Here is a 20329-nt window from a genome sequence, read left to right as displayed (position 1 = left end):
CCCTTAAAGGACGACTCAGCAACATTAAAATTGACCGCTCTTTTTCAATTCTTTCCCTTTACGTCTGAAACGCAGGAATACAAGGTAGAGCATTGGAACAATAATCAATGTCAGCAGTGTGGAGAATGCGATACCTGCAATGATTGTAACCGCAAGTGGTGTGAATAGTGCATCTCCGCTTACTGCAACAGGAATCAGGGCAACAATGGATGTGAGAGCCGTCAGTACAATCGGACGGATTCTGACGCGTCCGGATTCAATCACGGCATCCATCACCTTCATGCCGTTCGCAACACCCTGTTCGATAAAGTCAATGAGCACAACAGAGTTTCTTACTACGATACCTGTCAGTGAGACCATACCCATGACAGCCAGGAAGCTGATTGGTGTCTGCGTCACAAACAGTCCAAGAATCGCACCTGCAATTGCCAGGTACACTGCTGTCAGTACAAGGAATGGCAGTGACAGTGAGTTGAACTGGAATGCAATCAGCAGGTAGACAAGGAAAATAACAATTGTGAATAATAGAATGATTTCTGAGAAGAAGTCATTCTGTGCTTCATTTTCCCCGCCGATCGTCAGTGAATAATCGTCGCCCAGTGAGGAGCGGACGTCTTCAACAATATCAGTTGTCTTTGCTTCAAGATCTTCTACTTCTCCAGGGAATGCGCGGATTGTAATCGCGCGTTCTCCATCTTCATGCTGAATCCGCTGCAGTTGAGACGTTTCTTCAGCTGTGACAAGGTCAGAAAGAGGGATCAGCTGAGGTGGGCCCTGCTGCGACTGGGCAGCGACTTCTATCTCATCAAGCGGAATTTCCTGTCCTTCTTCAACCGGATCGACAAGTACCTTCATATCACGCTGTACAACCCCATCGTCAAAAGAAGCCATTGGAATACCTTCAGTGACAAGGCGGATCTGCTGGCTGATAGCCTGAATACTAATATCATTTTCTTCAAGCGCAGTTCTGTCAGGCACATAAGAGATCACAGGTTCTTCCTCGCCAATATTATCAAGCACAAGGTCAACGCCAAGATCTTCAATTTGTGTCATGACATCATCACGAATGGATGTAAGCTCTTCAAGGTCAGGACCTTTTACAGTCACTGTAACTGGAGCACCTGAAGGAGGCCCCTGTTCAATTGTATTCATAAATATGATTGCATCCGGGTACTGCTCTCTCAGTTCATCTGTCCAGTCTTCGATCAACCCCTGGGCTGTCTGATTTTCGCGGTCAACCCTTGCAACGATCTGTCCTGTATATTCACCCGTCGTATCGAGTGAGCTGTTAAAAAGATTCGGCAATCCTGTTCCAGCAAAGACGCTCGTTTCATATACGCCTTCATCCTGCGCAAGTACATCTGCCATTTCAAGCAGTGTGCTTTCAGTCTCTTCAAGCGGCGTACCGATTGGAAGCGTCACATCAACAGTTACTTCTTCACGGTCAGCTGCCGGGAAAAACTCAAACGGAGTCAGTACGACAAGTCCGAATAGCAGCGTTGTAACGATCAAACCGATTGCACCTGTTAATAAAGGCTTTTTAGCCGTTTTTCTCAAAATACGGTCTGCATAGAAATCAGCAATTGCATTCAGCGGTTTGCCAAGCAGTCCCGGTGAATCTGACATTTTTTTAGAGGTGTTGCGGTAAAAACTGTAGCGAAGCATTGGTACCAGTAATAAAGCAACGATTGTTGAAGCAATAATCGTTGTGATCAATACAGTAGGCAACGCTCTGATAAAGTCACCATTTCCTCCAGAAAGGAAAACAAGTGGTAGGAAGGTAAACACAATTGCAAGTGAAGATGTCACAATTGATATCCATACTTCTTTAACACCAGTGACAACACCCGGCAATGCTTTATCGCCAAGCTTGAATCTGCGCTGGATATTATCATTGACTACAATGGAGTCATCAACAAGAATACCGAGTGCAATGATGACACCGATCACAGAGATCTGGTTCAGGTCAACACCAGCGCCAGGCAGCGGGATAATCCCCATCAGAACGGACATCGGCACGGCAATCGCAACGACGATCGCACCACCGGCAGTAAGACCGAGTGAACTTGTCACAATAACCGCAAGTACGGCAATGGCAAGGGAGAAAAACAGTCCCTGGAATATGTCATTCACCAGATTTGCCTGTGAATAATAAGGTTCGAGTGTAATATTGTCAGGCAGCAATTCTTCAAGTTCAGCAACTTTTTCCTCAGCTGCTTCACTGACTGAAGGAATATCTTCGCCTGATTCTAAGTATGTTGTAACAGAAACTGCAGGCTGACCGTTGAAAGTGATCAGGTCTTCAGTTTCTTTCGGTTGTATGTCAATCGTTCCCACATCACCAAGCAGCACAGCTTCACCTGCAGAGTTCTGTCCGATTACAACCTGCTCCATTTCATCCACAGATGAATAGGATTCAATAGATAGTTGATAAATGGTATCTTCCTGTTCCTGTTTGCCAAGCGGGACAGGGTTGAATTCTTCTTCAATCGCTGTCAGTACCTGAGAGAAGGCAAGCCCGTTTCCCCAGAGATCCTCACTGTTTAATGTAAGGATAATTTCTTCTTCCTGAACACCTTTAACTGTCACACCTGAAATGCCGGGTACAGCCGTCAGCTCTTCTTCCCATGTATTCATCACTGATCGTAAGCCTTCGAAATCCCCGCGGCTGTCAGCAGTCAGCATGTAAGAGGAGACAGGGAAGTTAGCAGCGGCTTCACTGACAGTAGACTCAAGTACTTCTTCAGGGAATCCGGAAGATGCATCAGACACTTCCTGTCTGATTGCTGAAAGTGTTTCCTGCTTATCAACGCTATCCGTCAGCTCCACGATAATCTGTGAGAATCCTGCGGCTGATGAAGACGATACGCTCTCGACACCATCTAAGCCATCAAGATTCCGTTCAATCGGGTTCGTGACGGTTCGTTCCACCGTTTCAGGTGTTGCCCCGGGGTACGGAGTGGAAATCGTCGAAATGTTAATCGACGTTTCAGGAATTTCTCGCTGTGGCAGCTGCAGAAACGTAAGCACCCCTACAATAAGGAATAATACAAATAAAATCATAAATATTTTTGATCGTTTCAGCACCCATTCAAACATGGTTGCACCTCCAATTGTTCTGTTGATAGACTTACTTTTTCACAAAACCGACAGTTGTGTCAAGAATGAAGGTGCCGGGGTGTGTTTTTTGTTTTGCAGCAGAGAAGAGAGGCAGCGTAGACCCGTGTCAGAGCGTATACCCGTGTCAGACCCGCTTATACGCTAACCCCGCGCCAGCCCAAAACAAAAACCCGGAAAGGTTCAATTTGAACGCTTTCCGGGTCTGCATATACATTATGATTCCCAACTGACACATATGTCATTCACGCTATTCAGCGTAAAGTCCGATATCTCATCAAGCTCCTGTCTGATATCGTCATTTTCATTTACGCCAATACTCTTACATCCCGCAGCTTTAGCCATCATGCAATCAACTGTACTGTCTCCGATCATTAACACTTCGTCATGCGGAACGGTAAAGTCGCGGCATATTTTTTCGAGCATATCAGGTGACGGCTTGCCATGCTTAACGTCTTCGGGTGTAACGATAAAGTCTGCGTCGTGAAACCCGAGTAGATTGAGACAGGCAAGTGTCCGTTTCCGGTTATCTGAAGTGGCGATACCAATAATATATCCTGCGTGTTTCAGATCATTTAACAGCCCCGCTGCGCCACGGACAGGTGTGAAAGCTTCTTCGATATTTAAAGAATCATTGCTGTCTGTAAGTAATTTCTCAGCGAGTGCGAGCGATTCAATCCAGGGCTTTTGTGTATGCCTGTACAGGAGTGCGGCAATGACTGTTTTTTCTTCCGTTTCACTTGCGACAGCTAAAAGACCAGCCGGGTCGACTCCTGTTTCATTGACGCCCATGATCCTGTCCCATTCCTCGCCGTGGTGAAGGCCTGTCAATGAGACGAAACGCTTTTTCCGCTCTTTATTCAAAGCTTTCCAAAAGGGCTCTGCCTGAAACAGCGTACCGTCTTTATCAAATGCAACGATTGAAGCTGAGACAGGAACTTCATTGACGTGAATCATTCTGGCTGTCATGGCGGACCTCTCCTCTGACTTATTTTTGAGCGTCTAAGAACTCTTTTACCTGTTCAGGGCTTTTGGCATTTGCTGAATGAAGGTGAGCTTTCTTTTCACCGTTTTGGAAAATAAGAAGACTCGGAATCCCCATTACTTCCTGCTCATCAGCAATTTCTGGCAGCTCGTCACGGTTAAGTTCGTACCAGCCGTATTCATTGTAAGTATCCATGATGTCGTCAATAAACATATCCATTCTGCGGCAATCAGGACACCAGTCTGCAGTAAACTTTACAATTACCGGCTCATCTTTATTTACTGTTTCTTTGAATTGATCATTATTTTTAATTCCTTGCATGTTCATCCCTCCATAAAGAGATGATAAGAGTTTTTATCACAAAACGCAAAATATAAAATTTGATGATAATGATTCTCAAACTCATTGACTCATAGGGAAAAAGAAGCTAGACTGAAGATAACTCAATTACTCAAGTCTGCGAAGGAAGCTAAAGGAGATCGGATTAGATGTTAAAAACTCAATCATTAACGCTTGGATATGGAGATTCCATTATAATAGAAGAGCTTGATCTGACAATTCCAAAAGGTGAAATTTCTGTTCTGATCGGCGGGAACGGCTGCGGAAAGTCAACACTGCTGCGCTCGATGGCCCGTCTGCTGAAACCGCATGACGGAGATGTACTGCTGAACGGAAAAGAAATTAATAAATATTCTTCGCGGAAAGTAGCACAGGAAATGGCGATTTTACCACAGTCACCTGTAGCGCCTGAAGGCCTTACAGTTCTTCAGCTTGTTAAACAGGGAAGATATCCTTATCAGGGTTTCTTAAAACAGTGGTCTAAAAAAGATGAGGAAGCCGTTGAAAAAGCACTCGCATCAACTGGTATGACAGAGCTTCAGGACAGATTCGTTGATGAACTCTCCGGCGGACAGCGCCAGCGCGCATGGATCGCTATGACACTTGCACAGGATACAGACCTGATCCTGCTTGATGAACCGACAACTTACCTTGATATGACACACCAGATTGAAATTCTGGATCTGTTATTTGAATTAAACGAACGTGAAAACCGCACAATTGTGATGGTCCTTCACGATTTAAATCTTGCGTGCAGATATGCACATAATCTAATTGCTGTAAAAGACCGCAAAGTATTTAAGCAGGGGAAGCCTGAAGAAGTGATCAGCTGTGATATGGTCAGACACGTATTTGATATGAACTGCCAGGTCACAACGGATCCTCTATTCGGTACACCGCTGTGTATCCCGCATGGCAGAGGCCGCTGCATTGTACAGCAAACGAAAAAAACTGCAGATGCAGTCTCATAACTACAAAACCGTCTGTTGAAGGCGGTTTTTATATTGAATGATCGATATTTGTGAATAATACGATTATCTACATAAAAACAGGGAAGGGGTATAATTACAATGATAAATGAAAAGATGGACGCAATGGTTGAAAAGTATGCAGAACTCCTTACAGGAGATACATCTGAACAATCAATTGAAGAAATTAAAATGTATGTGCTATATAATCACATCGCTAAAACAATGCCGGCACTTGCCCGTCACTGGAACAGTCTCTATCCTGAAGGCAAAGAAGAAATGAAGCGCATTGTACGGGATATCCAGCAGAAAAATAAAGCAGTAAGAGAAGAAAATAAAGAAGACGATAACATCTGAATAACAAAAGCCGAAAAGTCACTGGACTTTTCGGCTTTTATCTCCATTAATGGACCGGAAGCTGGCTTTTATCTGTCTGAGCCTGGCTGGCAGCTTGCTGTATGTTGGCAGGTGTTTCCTGCGCGGGTGAGTACCAGTTCTGCTGCTCCATGAATGAATAGAGGCTGTGCTGCTGTCTGCCTGTCTCATCATGGAGCGATTGCAGGAATTGAAACAGCTGGTTTGTACTCGCTTCGTTAGCTGCAACGCTGTAGCTGAGCGTCATATGTTTTTCCAGTATAAGAAGATCAGTTGCCCAATCTTTGTCTGACATCGTGGTTTGCTGAATGTTCTGCATGTGAATGCCTCCTTACTGATTATTGGACCTGCTGCTGCCCTGATAGAAATGCTGATGTTTTTTCATAATGATTCTTGTGTGTCGTACAGCATGTTTCAAGAATTGATTTCAGCTGAGGGTTGGTGCACTGGGAAGCCGCAAAATGAGCTTTCTTTGAAGCAATCAGATTCCATTCAAGCACATCCTTCAGATAAAGAAGATCTTTTGTCGACAGTTGTTGCTGCATCATAACTTTCGCCTCCTTTTTCATCCTGATTACTATGTGCAGGAACTGGAAAGATTATGCGTCGATTTTTGTATTCAAATGAAACTTGTCATGATAAGATTATGCTAGTCCGCTAAAGGATTTCTTATTTTAGAAAAATAGAAAGCGGTTACAAATTTTTGATTCAGGGGGTTTGTCATCATGGAAAAAGTGATGCGTGATTTCTTTTTATTTTTATCTTCTAACAAGCCAATGACGAAAGCAGCCAAACAGTATGGTCTGAAGTTTGGTGCAAACAGGTTTGTAGCAGGTGAAACAGTTGAACAGGCAGTGGAGACGATCAAAGAACTGAATGACGAAGGACTTTGTGTCACACTTGATTGCCTTGGTGAGTTTGTGGATAACGAGCAGGAGGCAGGAGAAATCACTGACCTATGCATTGATGCAGTCCGCGCGATCGGACTCAATAACCTTGATTCAGAGCTTTCATTAAAGTTAACCTCACTCGGACTCGATCTATCTGAAGAGATCGTTCTTGAGAATATGAGAAGAATCCTGGATGCGGCGACTGAACATAACGTATTTGTCACAATTGATATGGAAGATTACGAGCGCTGCGGCAAGACACTTGCAGTCTTTACACAGCTCAAATCTGAATATAATAATATCGGAACAGTTATTCAGGCTTACCTTTACCGGACTGAAGAGGATATCAAGATGCTCAATGAGTATTCTCCAAACCTCCGTCTTGTAAAAGGTGCTTATAAAGAATCACCGGAAGTTGCATTCCCTGAAAAAAGAGATGTGGATGAAAACTTCAAGAAAATCATTAAGATGCACCTGCTGAACGGGAACTATACGGCAGTTGCCACACACGATGACGCAATCATCGACTATACATTAAATCTGGTTGAAGAACACGGAATCTCAAAGGATCAATTTGAATTCCAGATGCTTTATGGAATCCGTGAAGAACGCCAAAGAGAGCTTCACAAGCAGGGCTATAAAATGCGTGTATATACACCGTTTGGTACTGACTGGTACGGCTATTTCATGCGCCGCCTGGCAGAACGCCCTCAGAATGTGGCTTTTGTAGCGAAAGGGATTATCAGTAAATAACGTGATAAAGGCTGGGACAAATTTGTCTCAGTCTTTACTTATGAAGCAGGTTCTTTGAGATGCGATCAGACTTTCAAAAATTCATATGAAAGCGCTTATAATTTTCTGTTGCTTTATTCTGAAAACTTTATTAAGATAGAAATGTAGAGAATTTTCTTATATTTTTTTGCCGTAAAATGAATGAGGATTCATTCAAAAAAACGGATTCAGTTTAAAAGGGGGATCTTTAACAGATGAGACATATTCAAAAAGCAGCAGTGATCGGCTCTGGTGTTATGGGCTCGGGAATTGCAGCCCACCTTGCAAATATCGGTATCCCATCGCTTCTACTTGACATCGTGCCAAGTGAATTGACAGAAGCAGAGCAGGCGAAAGGGCTGACACTTGAAAGCCCACAGGTGAGAAATCGCCTGAGCCAGGGAGCTGTACAGAAATTATTCAAACAAAAACCTGCACCACTTTCCTCAAAATCGAATGCAGCACTCATTACAGCCGGTAACCTTGACGACCATATGGAACAGCTGGCAGAAGCTGACTGGATTATTGAAGTGGTAGTTGAGAACCTTGAAGTGAAAAAGAAGGTATTTGAAAAAGTAGATCAATATAGAAAGCCTGGCAGTATTGTCAGCTCAAATACATCTGGTATCTCAATAGAAGCAATGACTGAAGGAAGATCTGAGGATTTTCAAAAGCACTTCCTTGGCACACACTTCTTCAACCCGCCGCGTTACCTGAAGTTACTTGAAGTGATTCCGGCACAGTCAACGGATCCGGAAGTTGTTCAGTTCATGAAAACATTCGGAGAAGATACGCTTGGTAAAGGGGTAGTATTCGCGAAGGATACACCGAACTTTATCGCCAACAGAATCGGGACTTACGGTCTGTTAGTCACAGTGAAAGAAATGCTGAAGGGCGGTTACAGCGTAGGTGAGGTTGATTCTGTTACAGGTCCGCTGATCGGACGCCCGAAAAGTGCAACGTTCAGAACACTGGATGTTGTTGGACTTGATACATTTATCCACGTGGCGAAAAACGTATATGACCAGGTTGACGGTCAGGAAAAAGAAGTATTCGAAGTACCTGACTTCATGCTGAAAATGCGTGATAAAGGCTGGCTAGGAAGTAAGTCAGGCCAGGGCTTCTTCAAAAAAGAAGGAAAAGCAATTCTCCAGTTAAATCCTGAAACACTTGAATATGAAGAGCGCGGCAAATTAAAAGCAGCATCTGTTGAAATGGCGAAGCAGGAAAAAGGCTTCTCAGGAAAAATGAAGACGCTTGTATATGGAAAAGATCGTGCTTCTGAGCTGCTTTGGTCAATTCTTGCACCGGTACTTGTTTATTCAGCTGAGCTGACAGGTGAAATCGCAGACAATATTACAGATATTGATCAGGCGATGAAATGGGGCTTCGGCTGGGATAAAGGACCATTTGAAACATGGGATGCAATCGGCGTAGCAAAATCAGTTGAACGCCTGAAGGCTGAAGGATATACCGTACCTGAATGGGTTGAAAAAATGATTGCAGACGGTCATGACTCATTTTATAAAGAGGAAAACGGTGATCTGTTCTTCTATCACAATGGCGAATATCAGCCTGTTGAAGTGAATGAGAAAGTGATCGATCTGAAGCGTTTGAAGAAAAAGAAAGGCGTGATTAAGAAGAACGCTGGTGCAAGCCTGATCGATCTGGGTGACGGTGTCGCACTTCTTGAATTTACTTCACCGAACAATGCGATCGGTATGGATATTACTCAGATGATCAATTTTGCAGTAGATGAAGTTTCTAAAAACTATAAAGGGCTTGTGATCGGTAACCAGGGTAAAAACTTCTGTGTCGGTGCAAACCTTGCGATGATTTTAATGGAAGCGCAGGATGACAATATTTTTGAAATTGATATGGTCGTCAAACATTTCCAGCAGGCGATGATGAAGCTGAAATACAGCTCATTCCCGGTTGTTGCAGCACCGTTTGGCATGACGCTTGGCGGCGGAACAGAAGTTTGTCTGCCGGCTGATCATATCCAGGCTTCAGCTGAAACATATATGGGTCTTGTTGAAGTTGGTGTCGGGCTGATTCCTGGCGGCGGCGGAAACAAGGAGCTTTATCTGAATTACTATAACAGCCTGCCAAAAGGTGTAGATTTCGACCTTCAGAAGGTAGCGAACAAAGTGTTTGAAACAATCGCGATGGCAAAAGTGTCAACGTCAGCTGCTGAAGCAAGAGATAACAACTTCCTTAGCGCGTCAGACGGTATCAGCGTCAACGGTGATCACCTGATCTATGACGCGAAACAGGCAGTTCTTCATCTGGCTGAAAACTATACAGCTCCTGTAAAAAGAAAAGTACCTGTTACAGGTGAACCGGGCTATGCAACACTGCTGCTCGGAGCACAATCGATGTATCAGTCAGGCTTTATTTCTGAACATGACTTGAAAATTGCGAAGAAACTCGCTTATGTCATTGCAGGCGGAAAAGTTCCATACGGCACAGAAGTAGACGAAGAATACCTGCTTCAGCTGGAAAGAGAAGCATTCCTCAGCCTGATCGAACAGCCAAAATCACAACAGCGCATGCAGCACATGCTCGTAAAGGGTAAGCCGCTGCGTAATTAATATTAAAACAGCAAACGTTTAATTAAAATATCATCTAGTCGGACGGAGTGTAGGGCGGTGACTCCACCGGGAGCAGCCGGACAGGTAAGACCCCGCAGGCGCACAGCGGCGAGGAGGCTTACCGCCGGCCCCGGGGAAAGCATCCGCCCGGAGCGCAGTTCGACGGTCTGCTAAGAAGAATTAGCATTAAAGGGGGAGCACAATGCGTGAAGCAGTAATTGTTGCCGGAGCAAGAACTCCGGTCGGTAAAGCAAAAAAAGGATCACTAGCTCATGTACGCCCGGATGACCTCGGCGCACTGGCAGTTAGAGAAACATTAAAGCGTGCAGGAAATTATGACGGTGAAATTGATGACCTGATCTTCGGATGTGCAATGCCTGAAGCAGAGCAGGGCATGAACATGGCCCGTAATATCGGTGCACTTGCAGGACTGAATTACACGGTACCGGCTATCACAATCAACCGCTACTGTTCATCAGGACTGCAGTCAATCGCTTACGGTGCGGAGCGTATTATGCTCGGTCATGCTGACACAATCATTGCAGGTGGAGCGGAATCAATGAGTCTTGTCCCGATGATGGGTCACACAGTCCGTCCAAATTCAACTATTGCTGAAGACATGCCTGAATACTATATGAGCATGGGTCACACAGCAGAAGAAGTAGCGAAGAAATACGGCATCTCACGTGAAGATCAGGATGCATTCGCAGTCAGAAGTCACCAGAAGGCTGCAAAAGCAGTAAATGGCGGTGTCTTTGATGAAGAAATCGTTCCGGTTGAAGTAACGCGTCGTACAATTGGAAAAGATCACAAGATGAAAGAAGAAACATTCACATTCTCAAGAGACGAAGGAGTACGCCCTGATTCGTCAGTAGAGTCTCTTGCTAAGCTTCGTCCAGCATTCTCAACTACTGGTTCAGTAACAGCAGGTAACGCTTCACAGACAAGTGACGGTGCTGCAGCAGTGATGGTGATGGAGCGCGAAAAAGCAGAAGCTCTAGGACTGAAGCCAATCGCAAAATTCCGTTCATTCGCTGTTGGCGGTGTCCCACCAGAGATTATGGGTGTCGGACCTGTAGAAGCGATTCCAAAAGCACTGAAGCTTGCAGGACTTTCACTTTCTGATATTGATCTGTTTGAGCTGAATGAAGCCTTTGCTTCACAGTCAATTCAGGTTATCAGACAGCTTGGACTGAATGAAGAGATCGTAAATGTAAATGGCGGTGCGATTGCACTTGGCCACCCGCTTGGCTGTACTGGTGCAAAGCTGACGCTGTCACTACTGCATGAACTTAAGCGCAGACAGCAGCAATTCGGCGTTGTCACAATGTGTATCGGCGGCGGAATGGGCGCAGCCGGCGTCTTCGAAATGATTAACTAAGTAGCTTTCCATAGACCGGCTGCTCATTCCGCTTCAGGCGGATGCTTTCCGGACGGTGGTTGCTGAGCCTCCTCGCGCTTCGCGCTGCGGGGTCTCAGCTTCCCACTTATCGTCCAGGAGTCACCGCCTGGAGCGAAAGGAACAGCGTTCATAAAGCACAACAAACAAAGGAGGAATTTTTCATGTCAAACGAAACAAAAGCATTGGTAAAAGGCGGCAGCTTTCTAATTGAGGATGTTGAAGCAGCAAACGTATTCACACCGGAGGATTACACAGACGAACAGAAAATGATCGCCAAAACAACTGAGGACTACGTGATCAATGAAGTTGTTCCTGAAGTAGAGCACATTGAAAATCATGAATTCGACCGTTCAGTTAAGCTTCTTAAAAAAGCAGGGGATCTTGGTCTTCTTGGAGCAGACGTACCTGAAGAGTACGGCGGCCTTGGACTTGATAAGGTCAGCTCAGCGCTGATCGCTGAAAAAATGTCACGCGCGGGCGGTTTCTCAATCACTCACGGTGCACACGTTGGAATCGGGTCTCTGCCAATCGTTCTTTTCGGTAACGAAGATCAGAAGCAGAAGTATCTGCCACTACTTGCAACAGGTGAGAAAATTGCTGCATACGCTCTGACTGAGCCAGGTTCGGGTTCTGATGCACTTGGTGCGAAAACGACTGCTAAGTTAAATGAAGCAGGCACTCACTATGTACTAAACGGTGAAAAACAGTGGATCACAAATGCCGGATTTGCTGATGTATTTGTTGTCTATGCAAAAATCGACGGCGAGCATTTCTCTACATTTATCGTAGAGCGCGATTTCAATGGCGTTTCTGTCGGTGCTGAAGAGAAGAAGATGGGGATTAAGAGTTCTTCAACTCGTACGCTGATCCTTGAAGATGCTGAAGTTCCGGTTGAAAACCTTCTTGGTGAAGCTGGCAAAGGCCACGTGATTGCATTTAACATCCTGAACATTGGCCGTTACAAGCTTGGAGTAGGTACAGTAGGAGCTTCTAAGCGTGCGCTTGAGCTTGCTGTAAAATATACGAACGAGCGTAAGCAATTCAACACGCCGATCTCAAGCTTTAACCTAACTAAAGAAAAGCTTGCTACAATGGGTGCAAAGCTATATGCAACAGAAAGTTCAGTATACCGTACAGTTGGTCTGTTCGAAGACCGTATGAGCCAGCTGTCTGATGAAGAAATCAAAGACGGTAAAGAAGTGGCGAAATCAATTGCTGAATACGCAATCGAGTGTTCACTGAACAAAGTATTCGGTACAGAGTCACTTGATTATATTGCTGATGAGGCAGTACAGCTTCACGGCGGTTACGGATTCATGCAGGAATATGAAGTAGAGCGTATCTACCGCGATTCACGTATCAACCGTATCTTTGAAGGAACAAATGAAATTAACCGTCTGTTAGTGCCTGGCACTTACCTGCGTAAAGCAATGAAAGGTGAACTGCCACTTCTTCAGAAAGCACAGGCGCTTCAGGAAGAATTAATGTCAATGATGCCTGAAGAGATCAGTGATGAGCCATTGAAGCAGGAAGAATATCTTGTGAAAAACGCAAAGAAAATCGGTTTGCTTGCTGCCGGTCTTGCTGCACAGAAATACGGTAAAGCACTTGAAGCAGAACAGGAAGTGCTAGTGAATATTGCTGATATCGTTTCACTTGCCTATGCGATGGAATCTTCACTGCTTCGTACACAAAAGGCAGTTGAAAAGTCAGGCCTTGAGAAGAACCAGCAGAAGGTTCTTTATACACAGATCTTCTGTCAGGAAGCTTTCAATGAGATTGAACAGCATGCAAAAGAAACACTGATTGCTGCTGAAAGCGGAGATTCACTTCGCATGATGCTTTCTGCACTGCGCAAGTTCACACGTTTCACACCGGTTAACCTGATTCCGGTTAAGCGTGAAGCAGCTGCCAAGCTGATCGACGCTGAAAAATTTGTCGTTTAATTTTACCTTTAAAAGCCGTTAATGGTTTCCGTGGGGGACTGCGCTTTCCTGCCCCCGGGGCGGGAGTCTCCGTCCCCCACTACAACCATTAGCTGTTTTAGTTAAAAGTTTTCCAATATGTAAAACAGAAACCGTCTGTGAACCAGGCGGTTTCTTAGTATGCAGAAAGCATCATTAATTGACTTTAGCGGAACAAGCCTTTACTATATGTTTAAATGTTTAAACATATAAACAGAAAGGGTGTTTTATCATGAGTGTATTGATTACAGGTGCATCCGGCGGGATTGGGAAAGAGTTTGCAAAGCTTTATGCTGAAAATGGTTATAACCTGATCCTTGCAGCAAGAAGTGAGGATAAGCTGAAGGATTTAGCAGCAGAGCTGGCTGATAAATACACGATTCAGGTGCATGTTTTTAAAAGCGATCTATCTGAATCAGGTTCTGCTCAAAAACTTTATGACGAGATAACAGCGCAGGATCTGTCTGTAGACATCCTGATCAACAATGCAGGGGTTGGCCTGTTCGGCGAATTTCACAAGACTGATCTGCAAAAAGAGCAGGAAATGATTCAACTGAACATCACATCTCTGACTGAACTGACGAAGTTATTTGGCATCAAAATGGTTGATGCAGGTCAGGGGAAAATCTTGAATGTCGCTTCAACAGCAGCTTTTTTCCCTGGGCCACTGATGGCTGTATATTATGCTTCAAAGGCATATGTAAAATCACTGACAGAAGCGCTTGATAATGAATGGGCAGACTTTGGCGTGCAGGTGTCAGGCCTCTATCCCGGACCTACCAGCACAGGATTTAAAGATCAGGCTGAGCTGAATGAGTCAAAACTGTTTAAAGGTGGAACAATGAAACCGCAGGCAGTTGCTAAAATTGCGTATATCGAATTCATGAATGGTAAAAAACAGATTATCCCAGGTGGCATGAACAAGCTTCAGTCACGCGCGAGCCGTCTGATTCCAAGGTCTGCTGCAGCAGGGATTGTGAGAAAAACGCAGGAGCGGGTATAATAGTTGCAGAATCGAGGTGACACCAATGGGGGAGCAGGCAGAAAAGGCGTTCCGGGATTGCATTCCATTATTCCAGGCATTAAGTGATCCGTATCGGCAGGATATTGTGCTGATGCTTTCAGATACAGACTCCATGACAGTGAATGAACTGACGGAAAAACTTCCATTATCACGCCCGGCTGTGTCACACCATTTGAAAATCCTGAGAGAACAGGGTATTTTGAAAATGGAGCAGTTTGGCACGCAGCGGAACTACTCGCTTGCGCTTGAAGGAGCGCTGGCGCAATTAAAGCATTTAATTATCACAGTTGAAGATCGCTGTTATTAAAAGGAGGAAATCAACATGGCAATTACTTTTTACTCATACCCAAAATGCGGCACATGCCGTAAAGCGAAAAAGTGGCTTGATCAGCAGGAGGTTTCTTACGAGGAAATTCACCTGATTGACTCACCACCTTCAAAAGAAGAGCTGGAGACGCTACATAAAAAAAGCGGTCTTGAGCTGAAAAAGTTCTTTAATACAAGCGGCGTCAAGTACCGCGAGCTTGGACTGAAAGACAAACTGCCGGAAATGTCAGATGATGAAAAGCTTGAACTACTGGCTTCAGATGGTAAGCTGATCAAGCGTCCGCTGACGACTGACGGTGAAAATGTAACAGTTGGATTTAAGGAACCTGAATTTGAAGAAAAATGGCTGGGCTAATTCGTAAACAATTCTTGTTTTCGGGCACCTGTTATGCCAATATGAAGTAGTATAGTAATCAATTCGTATGCGGAGGGAAAGTACATGAGTTCACCAAAAGAATTGCGTTATTCAGAAGAGCACGAATGGGTAAAAGTTGAAGATGGTAAAGCACGAATCGGAATCACTGAGTTCGCACAATCTGAACTTGGCGATATCGTATTCGTTGAGCTTCCGGAAGTTGGAGACGAGCTTACATCAGACGAGCCATTTGGCAGCGTTGAGTCTGTAAAAACGGTATCAGAGCTTTATGCACCAGTCAGCGGTAAAGTTGTAGAGGTGAATGAAGACCTTGAAGACAGCCCTGAGTACGTAAACGAATCACCATATGAAAAAGCATGGATGGTAGTCGTTGAACTTTCTGATGAGTCAGAGGTTGATGAACTGATGGATGCTGAAGCATATGACAAAATGACTGACGAAGACTGATTCTTGAGCCGTTCACCTTTTTGGTGGGCGGCTTTTTGTTAGGGAATTGTGATGAGCCAGTTGCAGTGTTTTTCGTTTTGGTTGTTGTGTGTTCTGTTCTGGTTGTAGTATTTTGCCTGCTGACTGTAGGATACACCTGGGTTGACTGCAGTAAAACCTGCGCTTACTGCAGTGAGAGCCGAACCGACTGCAGTCATCACCCAACCGGCCGCATCCAGAGCAGCAATTTAGAATCTCATTTACTTGCATTTCTCAGGAGTACAGGCGACAATTAAATCAGCAGCATACCATGTTAGAAAGCCGTGAGATCCTTAGGTGAGGGTGTGATGGAATGGAGTGCAAAAAAGTAATTATTGTTGAAGGGAAATCTGATAAACGGAAAGTACAGCCGATCATCAGAGAACCCGTAGATATCATTTGTACAAACGGCACAATCAGTCTGACTAAGATGGATGAACTGATTGATGAACTGTACGAAAAAGATGTATATGTCCTTGTAGATGCTGATGATGCAGGAGAAAAACTCCGCAAGCAGTTCAAAAGAGAAATGCCTGAAGCGGATCATCTTTATATTGACAGAGCATACAGGGAAGTAGCAACAGCGCCTGAGCAGCATCTTGCTGTTATACTTGCAGGTGCAAATATAGATATTTACACAGAGTTTCTTGAAAAAAGGATGAATCTTTAATGATAAATGAATGGACGATCAAAGACCTTGATCAAAGACTTGAATCAGGTAAACAATCAGCGATGTATCTGTACACGCCAATGTGCGGTACATGTAAGCTGGCCGGTAAAATGCTTGAAGTCACAGCAGCGGCTGTAACGGATACGGATATCGGGAAGGCGGATCTGAATTATGTTGAGCCGCTGGCAGAGAAATATAAAATTGAAAGCGTACCATGTCTGCTTCTCTTCAAGGATGGGCAAATGGTAGAAAAAATCTATAAATTCGAATCAGTGCCAACGATCTTTGAAGCATTCGGCCAACTGTCACAGGAGCCTGCACGAAAGTAAATGTGCAATTTTGAAAAAAATTCGTTGACAGTAAATTTAAGATCATGATACGATTTGTCTCGTACTCTTAATGACTACTAACTTAATACGCAAAACTCTTATCAAGAGCGGCGGAGGGAAGTGCCCTATGAAGCCCGGCAACCGACAGTTTACTGGAAAGGTGCCAAGTCACCCAGGTTAATTATCTGGAAGATGAGAGAAAGCCGTTTAATTTTGGACGCCTTTCTGCTCATCACGCAGAAAGGCGTTTTTGTTTTTTATAAGCTAAGCTGGAGGGGAAATCACCAGTCAGATTCTCCAGAGATAAAAGGTATCCCTCTTCAAAACAGCTGTACTTTTCTATTCTGCTGCTTTAACGGGATAATAAGTTAATAAACGAAAGTAGGTGATGGCATGATAACCATCTCAGATGTAAAAAAAGTATTTAAAACAAAAACCGGCTCGCTGACAGCAGTCGATAAAGTTAATTTGAAAATAAAAGAAGGCGAGATCTTCGGTGTGATCGGATACAGCGGCGCCGGTAAAAGTACGCTGATCCGGATGCTGAACGGTCTTGAACAGCCATCAGAAGGAAAAGTAGATATTAACGGTAAGCTGATCTCGTCTATCAAAGGCGGAGACTTAAGAAAAGCAAGACAGAAAATCAGCATGATTTTCCAGCATTTTAATCTGCTCTGGTCACGGACTGTGAGCGAAAATATTTCCTTCCCTCTAGAAATTGCCGGTGTGCCAAAACAGGAGAGGCAAAAGAGAGTGAATGAATTGATTGAGCTGGTTGGTCTTGAAGGACGCGGCGATGCTTATCCGGCTCAGCTCAGCGGTGGGCAGAAGCAGAGAGTAGGGATTGCAAGAGCACTGGCAAATGACCCTGAAGTGCTGCTTTGTGACGAGGCAACGTCAGCGCTTGACCCTCAGACAACAGACTCGATCCTTGAACTGCTTGTAGATATTAACAAGCGCCTGGGACTGACAATCGTCCTGATCACGCATGAAATGCACGTCATCAGAAAGATCTGTCACCGCGTTGCAGTAATGGAAGGCGGTAAAGTCGTCGAACTTGGCGATGTACTTGAAGTGTTCAAGCAGCCGAAAGAGCAAATCACGAAACGGTTTGTTCAGCAGGTAACTGAACCGGAGGAAACGAGAGAAACGATCGAACAGCTGATTAATGAATACCAGGATGGCAGAGTGATCAAGCTTTCCTTTGTCGGGGAGTCAGCTGAGCAGCCTGTCATTACAAATCTGATTCGCTCATTCGACCTTCAGGTGAATATTTTACAGGGGAAGATTTCACAGACTCAAAACGGTGCGTACGGTTCACTTTTTATTCATTTACATGGTAAGCAGGATGAACTGGATCGGGCGATTGACTTTCTGGAAGCAGCAAGTGTTGGAGTGGAGGTGATCACACATGATTGAGCAGATTTTTCCGAATGTTGAATGGCCGGTGATGTGGGAAGCCACATACGAAACCATTTATATGACACTCATTTCAGTTGTGATCACATTTATTTTAGGTATCGCTCTTGGCCTTCTATTATTTCTTACTTCTAAAGGAAACCTTTGGGAAAATAAAATTGTCTATGCGGTGACCACAGCAGTCGTGAATATCTTCAGGTCGATTCCATTTATCATCCTGATCGTCCTGCTGATCCCATTTACAAGAGCTCTCCTTGGTACAATCCGGGGAGCAGATGCCGCGTTACCTGCATTGATCATTGGAGCAGCACCGTTTTATGCAAGAATGGTTGAGATTGCACTGCGTGAAATTGATAAAGGTGTCATTGAAGCCGCACGTTCAATGGGTGCAAAAGTAAGTACGATCGTATTTAAGGTATTGATACCTGAATCAATGCCGGCCCTTATTTCAGGTATTACAGTGACAGCGATCGCGCTGGTGGGTTACACAGCAATGGCCGGGGTAATCGGAGCAGGCGGACTCGGCAACCTGGCATTCCTTGACGGCTTCCAGCGGAGCAGAGATGACGTGACGCTCGCAGCAACAATTATTATCCTGATTATTGTATTCATCATTCAATTTATCGGAGATTTCTTTACGAACAGACTGGATAAACGCTAATTTTAGCTCACTATATCAAACACATTTAAAGGAGAGAATGACACATGAAAAAATTCGTAGCAGGAACATTCGCAGTAACAAGTATTTTCGCATTAGCCGCTTGCGGTTCAGATAGTGCAGATGAAGGAATCGGATCAGGAGAAGACGGCGAACCGGTTGAACTGACTGTTGGTGCTTCTAACGTACCTCACGCTGAAATTCTTGAACAGGCGCAGCCGCTTCTTGAAGAAGAAGGTGTGGATCTTCAGATTGAGACGTACCAAGATTATATTCTTCCAAATATGGACCTCGATGCAGGTGAAATTGATGCGAACTATTTCCAGCACATTCCTTACCTTGAGTCTCAAATTGCAGATCCTGAAACTGACTTTGACTTTGTCAATGCAGGCGGTATCCACATCGAACCGATCGGTGTATACTCTCAGGAGCATGAATCACTTGAGGATCTGCCGGACGGCGCTGAGATCCTGATGAGTAATTCAGTTGCTGACCACGGCCGTATCCTGACAATGCTAGAAGCACAGGGCCTGATCACACTTGATCCTGACGTTGAAAAAACAGCTGCAGAAGTATCAGATATCGTAGAAAATCCGAAGAACCTTCAGTTTGAAGCAGATTATGAAGCAGCACTGCTTGTTCAGCTTTATGAGAACGGAGAAGGCGATGCTGTTCTGATCAACTCTAACTATGCAATTGATGCAGGAATCAACCCGCTTGAAGATTCAATTGCACTTGAGGATTCAGATTCACCATATGTGAATGTCATTGCGGTGAACAGCGGTGACGAAGAGAATGAAGCTGTTCAGAAGCTAGTTGAAGTATTAACGTCTGAAGAAATCCAGGACTTCATCCTTGAAGAATGGGGCGGCGCAGTCGTACCTGTAGATGCTGAATAATATGATAGGAAGCTGCTCAGTCTATGACTGGGCAGTTTTTTAGTGTGCGGGCCTGGTTGCAGTATGTTGGCTTGCAGCTGTTGTGTTTTCGCGCGCAGCTGTAAGATACGCCCGGGTTGGTCGCAGTAAGAAGGCCGGCAGCTGCAGTGAAACACCACTTAGATGTAATGAATGCTCCACCAAAATGTAGTAGCCTCATAAAAATTATTTTAAAAATTTTCATCCCTTGATACTAAAACAATGTAAACCCTTACACACCTCAGATGAATATTTGTAATAGTGAAAAAATTATGATAGGGTGTTTATTAAGTTTTCTAGCGGGTAATACACCAACTAGCAAACAGTTTTAGAAAAAATATGGAAACTAAGTCACGGACAAAAAAACGAAAAGGAATGATTCATTATCCATCCGATTAAAGTTGATTTTACAACTGACATGGAGAAGCAGATGCTTAGTTCGCACGGAGTTGGTTACGAAACGTATATGAGAGATCATGATGTGCGTATGAATGTGGAAATGAAACGTGAAGAAGATTATAAAAAGTCACAGGACTTAGTCCAGGAACTTGAAGGTAAAGTCATCAATCATTTATAATAGTAGAGAAGTGAAAAAGTCAGTGTATCTTACACTGACTTTTTTGATTGTAAAGGCAAGGGTCAACGTCATTTGATTCTAGTTTTAATTTGTTATAAGATTAGAATGAGAATAAATTGAGAATGGTTCTTCCATTTCAAATTCATATACAAACGGAGGTAA

Annotated in this window: 21 protein-coding genes and 1 riboswitch; of the genes, 16 read left to right on the top strand and 5 right to left on the bottom strand. The window is 44.2% G+C overall.

Annotated features, from left to right (window positions below; genetic code table 11):
- Positions 1-24: 24 nt before the first annotated feature.
- From KP77_RS12925 to KP77_RS12915, 3 genes are all read right to left on the bottom strand, one after another.
- Positions 25-3099, bottom strand: a complete 3075-nt coding sequence (locus tag KP77_RS12925) for an efflux RND transporter permease subunit (RefSeq protein WP_041123146.1) — start codon at positions 3097-3099, stop codon at positions 25-27.
- Between the two features lie 234 nt (positions 3100-3333).
- Positions 3334-4086, bottom strand: coding sequence for an HAD family hydrolase (locus KP77_RS12920; protein WP_052474207.1), 753 nt, complete (start codon positions 4084-4086; stop codon positions 3334-3336).
- A 19-nt stretch (positions 4087-4105) separates the two neighbouring features.
- Positions 4106-4423, bottom strand: a complete 318-nt coding sequence (locus KP77_RS12915) for a thioredoxin family protein (protein ID WP_041123145.1) — start codon at positions 4421-4423, stop codon at positions 4106-4108.
- 167 nt (positions 4424-4590) lie between these two features.
- Between KP77_RS12915 and KP77_RS12910 the strand changes: the two genes are divergently transcribed.
- A complete protein-coding gene (locus KP77_RS12910; RefSeq protein WP_041123144.1) occupies positions 4591-5412 on the top strand; it encodes an ABC transporter ATP-binding protein in 822 nt (273 codons plus the stop codon).
- Positions 5413-5511: 99 nt separating this feature from the next.
- A complete protein-coding gene (locus KP77_RS12905) occupies positions 5512-5766 on the top strand; it encodes a DUF2573 family protein (RefSeq protein WP_041123143.1) in 255 nt (84 codons plus the stop codon).
- Between the two features lie 46 nt (positions 5767-5812).
- Here the strand turns inward: KP77_RS12905 and KP77_RS12900 are convergent, their stop codons facing one another.
- A complete protein-coding gene (locus KP77_RS12900; RefSeq protein ID WP_041123142.1) occupies positions 5813-6103 on the bottom strand; it encodes a spore coat protein in 291 nt (96 codons plus the stop codon).
- 19 nt (positions 6104-6122) lie between these two features.
- Positions 6123-6332, bottom strand: coding sequence for a hypothetical protein (locus KP77_RS12895; protein ID WP_235420717.1), 210 nt, complete (start codon positions 6330-6332; stop codon positions 6123-6125).
- Positions 6333-6509: 177 nt separating this feature from the next.
- On the opposite strand from KP77_RS12895, the gene KP77_RS12890 reads away from it, so the two are divergent.
- From KP77_RS12890 to KP77_RS18280, 14 genes are all read left to right on the top strand, one after another.
- A complete protein-coding gene (locus tag KP77_RS12890; RefSeq protein ID WP_041123140.1) occupies positions 6510-7427 on the top strand; it encodes a proline dehydrogenase family protein in 918 nt (305 codons plus the stop codon).
- A gap of 233 nt (positions 7428-7660) precedes the next feature.
- The gene (locus tag KP77_RS12885; RefSeq protein WP_041123139.1) at positions 7661-10039 is read left to right on the top strand and encodes a 3-hydroxyacyl-CoA dehydrogenase/enoyl-CoA hydratase family protein; all 2379 of its coding nucleotides are present in this window, start codon (positions 7661-7663) and stop codon (positions 10037-10039) included.
- A 202-nt stretch (positions 10040-10241) separates the two neighbouring features.
- On the top strand, positions 10242-11420 hold the full coding sequence (locus tag KP77_RS12880) for an acetyl-CoA C-acetyltransferase (RefSeq protein WP_041123138.1): 1179 nt from the start codon (positions 10242-10244) through the stop codon (positions 11418-11420).
- 182 nt (positions 11421-11602) lie between these two features.
- Positions 11603-13387, top strand: a complete 1785-nt coding sequence (locus tag KP77_RS12875; RefSeq protein ID WP_041123137.1) for an acyl-CoA dehydrogenase family protein — start codon at positions 11603-11605, stop codon at positions 13385-13387.
- A 250-nt stretch (positions 13388-13637) separates the two neighbouring features.
- On the top strand, positions 13638-14408 hold the full coding sequence (locus KP77_RS12870; RefSeq protein ID WP_041123136.1) for an SDR family NAD(P)-dependent oxidoreductase: 771 nt from the start codon (positions 13638-13640) through the stop codon (positions 14406-14408).
- Between the two features lie 25 nt (positions 14409-14433).
- Positions 14434-14736 carry an ArsR/SmtB family transcription factor gene (locus tag KP77_RS12865; RefSeq protein WP_041123135.1) on the top strand — a complete coding sequence of 101 codons (303 nt, stop codon included), beginning with the start codon at positions 14434-14436 and terminating at the stop codon, positions 14734-14736.
- Between the two features lie 15 nt (positions 14737-14751).
- Positions 14752-15111 (top strand): arsenate reductase family protein, encoded by a 360-nt coding sequence (locus tag KP77_RS12860; RefSeq protein ID WP_041123134.1) that lies wholly within the window; start codon positions 14752-14754, stop codon positions 15109-15111.
- A gap of 84 nt (positions 15112-15195) precedes the next feature.
- The gene (gene gcvH, locus KP77_RS12855) at positions 15196-15579 is read left to right on the top strand and encodes a glycine cleavage system protein GcvH (protein ID WP_041123133.1); all 384 of its coding nucleotides are present in this window, start codon (positions 15196-15198) and stop codon (positions 15577-15579) included.
- A 331-nt stretch (positions 15580-15910) separates the two neighbouring features.
- Complete coding sequence (locus KP77_RS12850) at positions 15911-16267, top strand: toprim domain-containing protein (protein WP_041123132.1); 357 nt, start codon at positions 15911-15913, stop codon at positions 16265-16267.
- Positions 16267-16596 carry a thioredoxin family protein gene (locus KP77_RS12845; protein WP_327063125.1) on the top strand — a complete coding sequence of 110 codons (330 nt, stop codon included), beginning with the start codon at positions 16267-16269 and terminating at the stop codon, positions 16594-16596. The genes KP77_RS12850 and KP77_RS12845 overlap by 1 nt, the downstream gene beginning before the upstream one ends.
- Before the next feature lie 95 nt (positions 16597-16691).
- Positions 16692-16795: riboswitch (SAM riboswitch) on the top strand.
- A 194-nt stretch (positions 16796-16989) separates the two neighbouring features.
- The gene (locus KP77_RS12840) at positions 16990-18015 is read left to right on the top strand and encodes a methionine ABC transporter ATP-binding protein (RefSeq protein WP_041123131.1); all 1026 of its coding nucleotides are present in this window, start codon (positions 16990-16992) and stop codon (positions 18013-18015) included.
- Complete coding sequence (locus KP77_RS12835) at positions 18008-18676, top strand: methionine ABC transporter permease (protein WP_041123130.1); 669 nt, start codon at positions 18008-18010, stop codon at positions 18674-18676. Before KP77_RS12840 ends, KP77_RS12835 begins: the two co-directional genes overlap by 8 nt.
- Before the next feature lie 44 nt (positions 18677-18720).
- Positions 18721-19572, top strand: coding sequence for a MetQ/NlpA family ABC transporter substrate-binding protein (locus KP77_RS12830; protein ID WP_041123129.1), 852 nt, complete (start codon positions 18721-18723; stop codon positions 19570-19572).
- 448 nt (positions 19573-20020) lie between these two features.
- Positions 20021-20167, top strand: a complete 147-nt coding sequence (locus KP77_RS18280; protein WP_162483903.1) for a hypothetical protein — start codon at positions 20021-20023, stop codon at positions 20165-20167.
- Positions 20168-20329: the final 162 nt, after the last annotated feature.

Origin of the sequence: Jeotgalibacillus alimentarius, from assembly GCF_000829445.1 — a bacterium.
Lineage (GTDB): Bacteria > Bacillota > Bacilli > Bacillales > Jeotgalibacillaceae > Jeotgalibacillus > Jeotgalibacillus alimentarius.
Note: the sequence above shows the minus strand (reverse complement) of the source record. Positions and strands in the feature narration are given on the sequence as shown.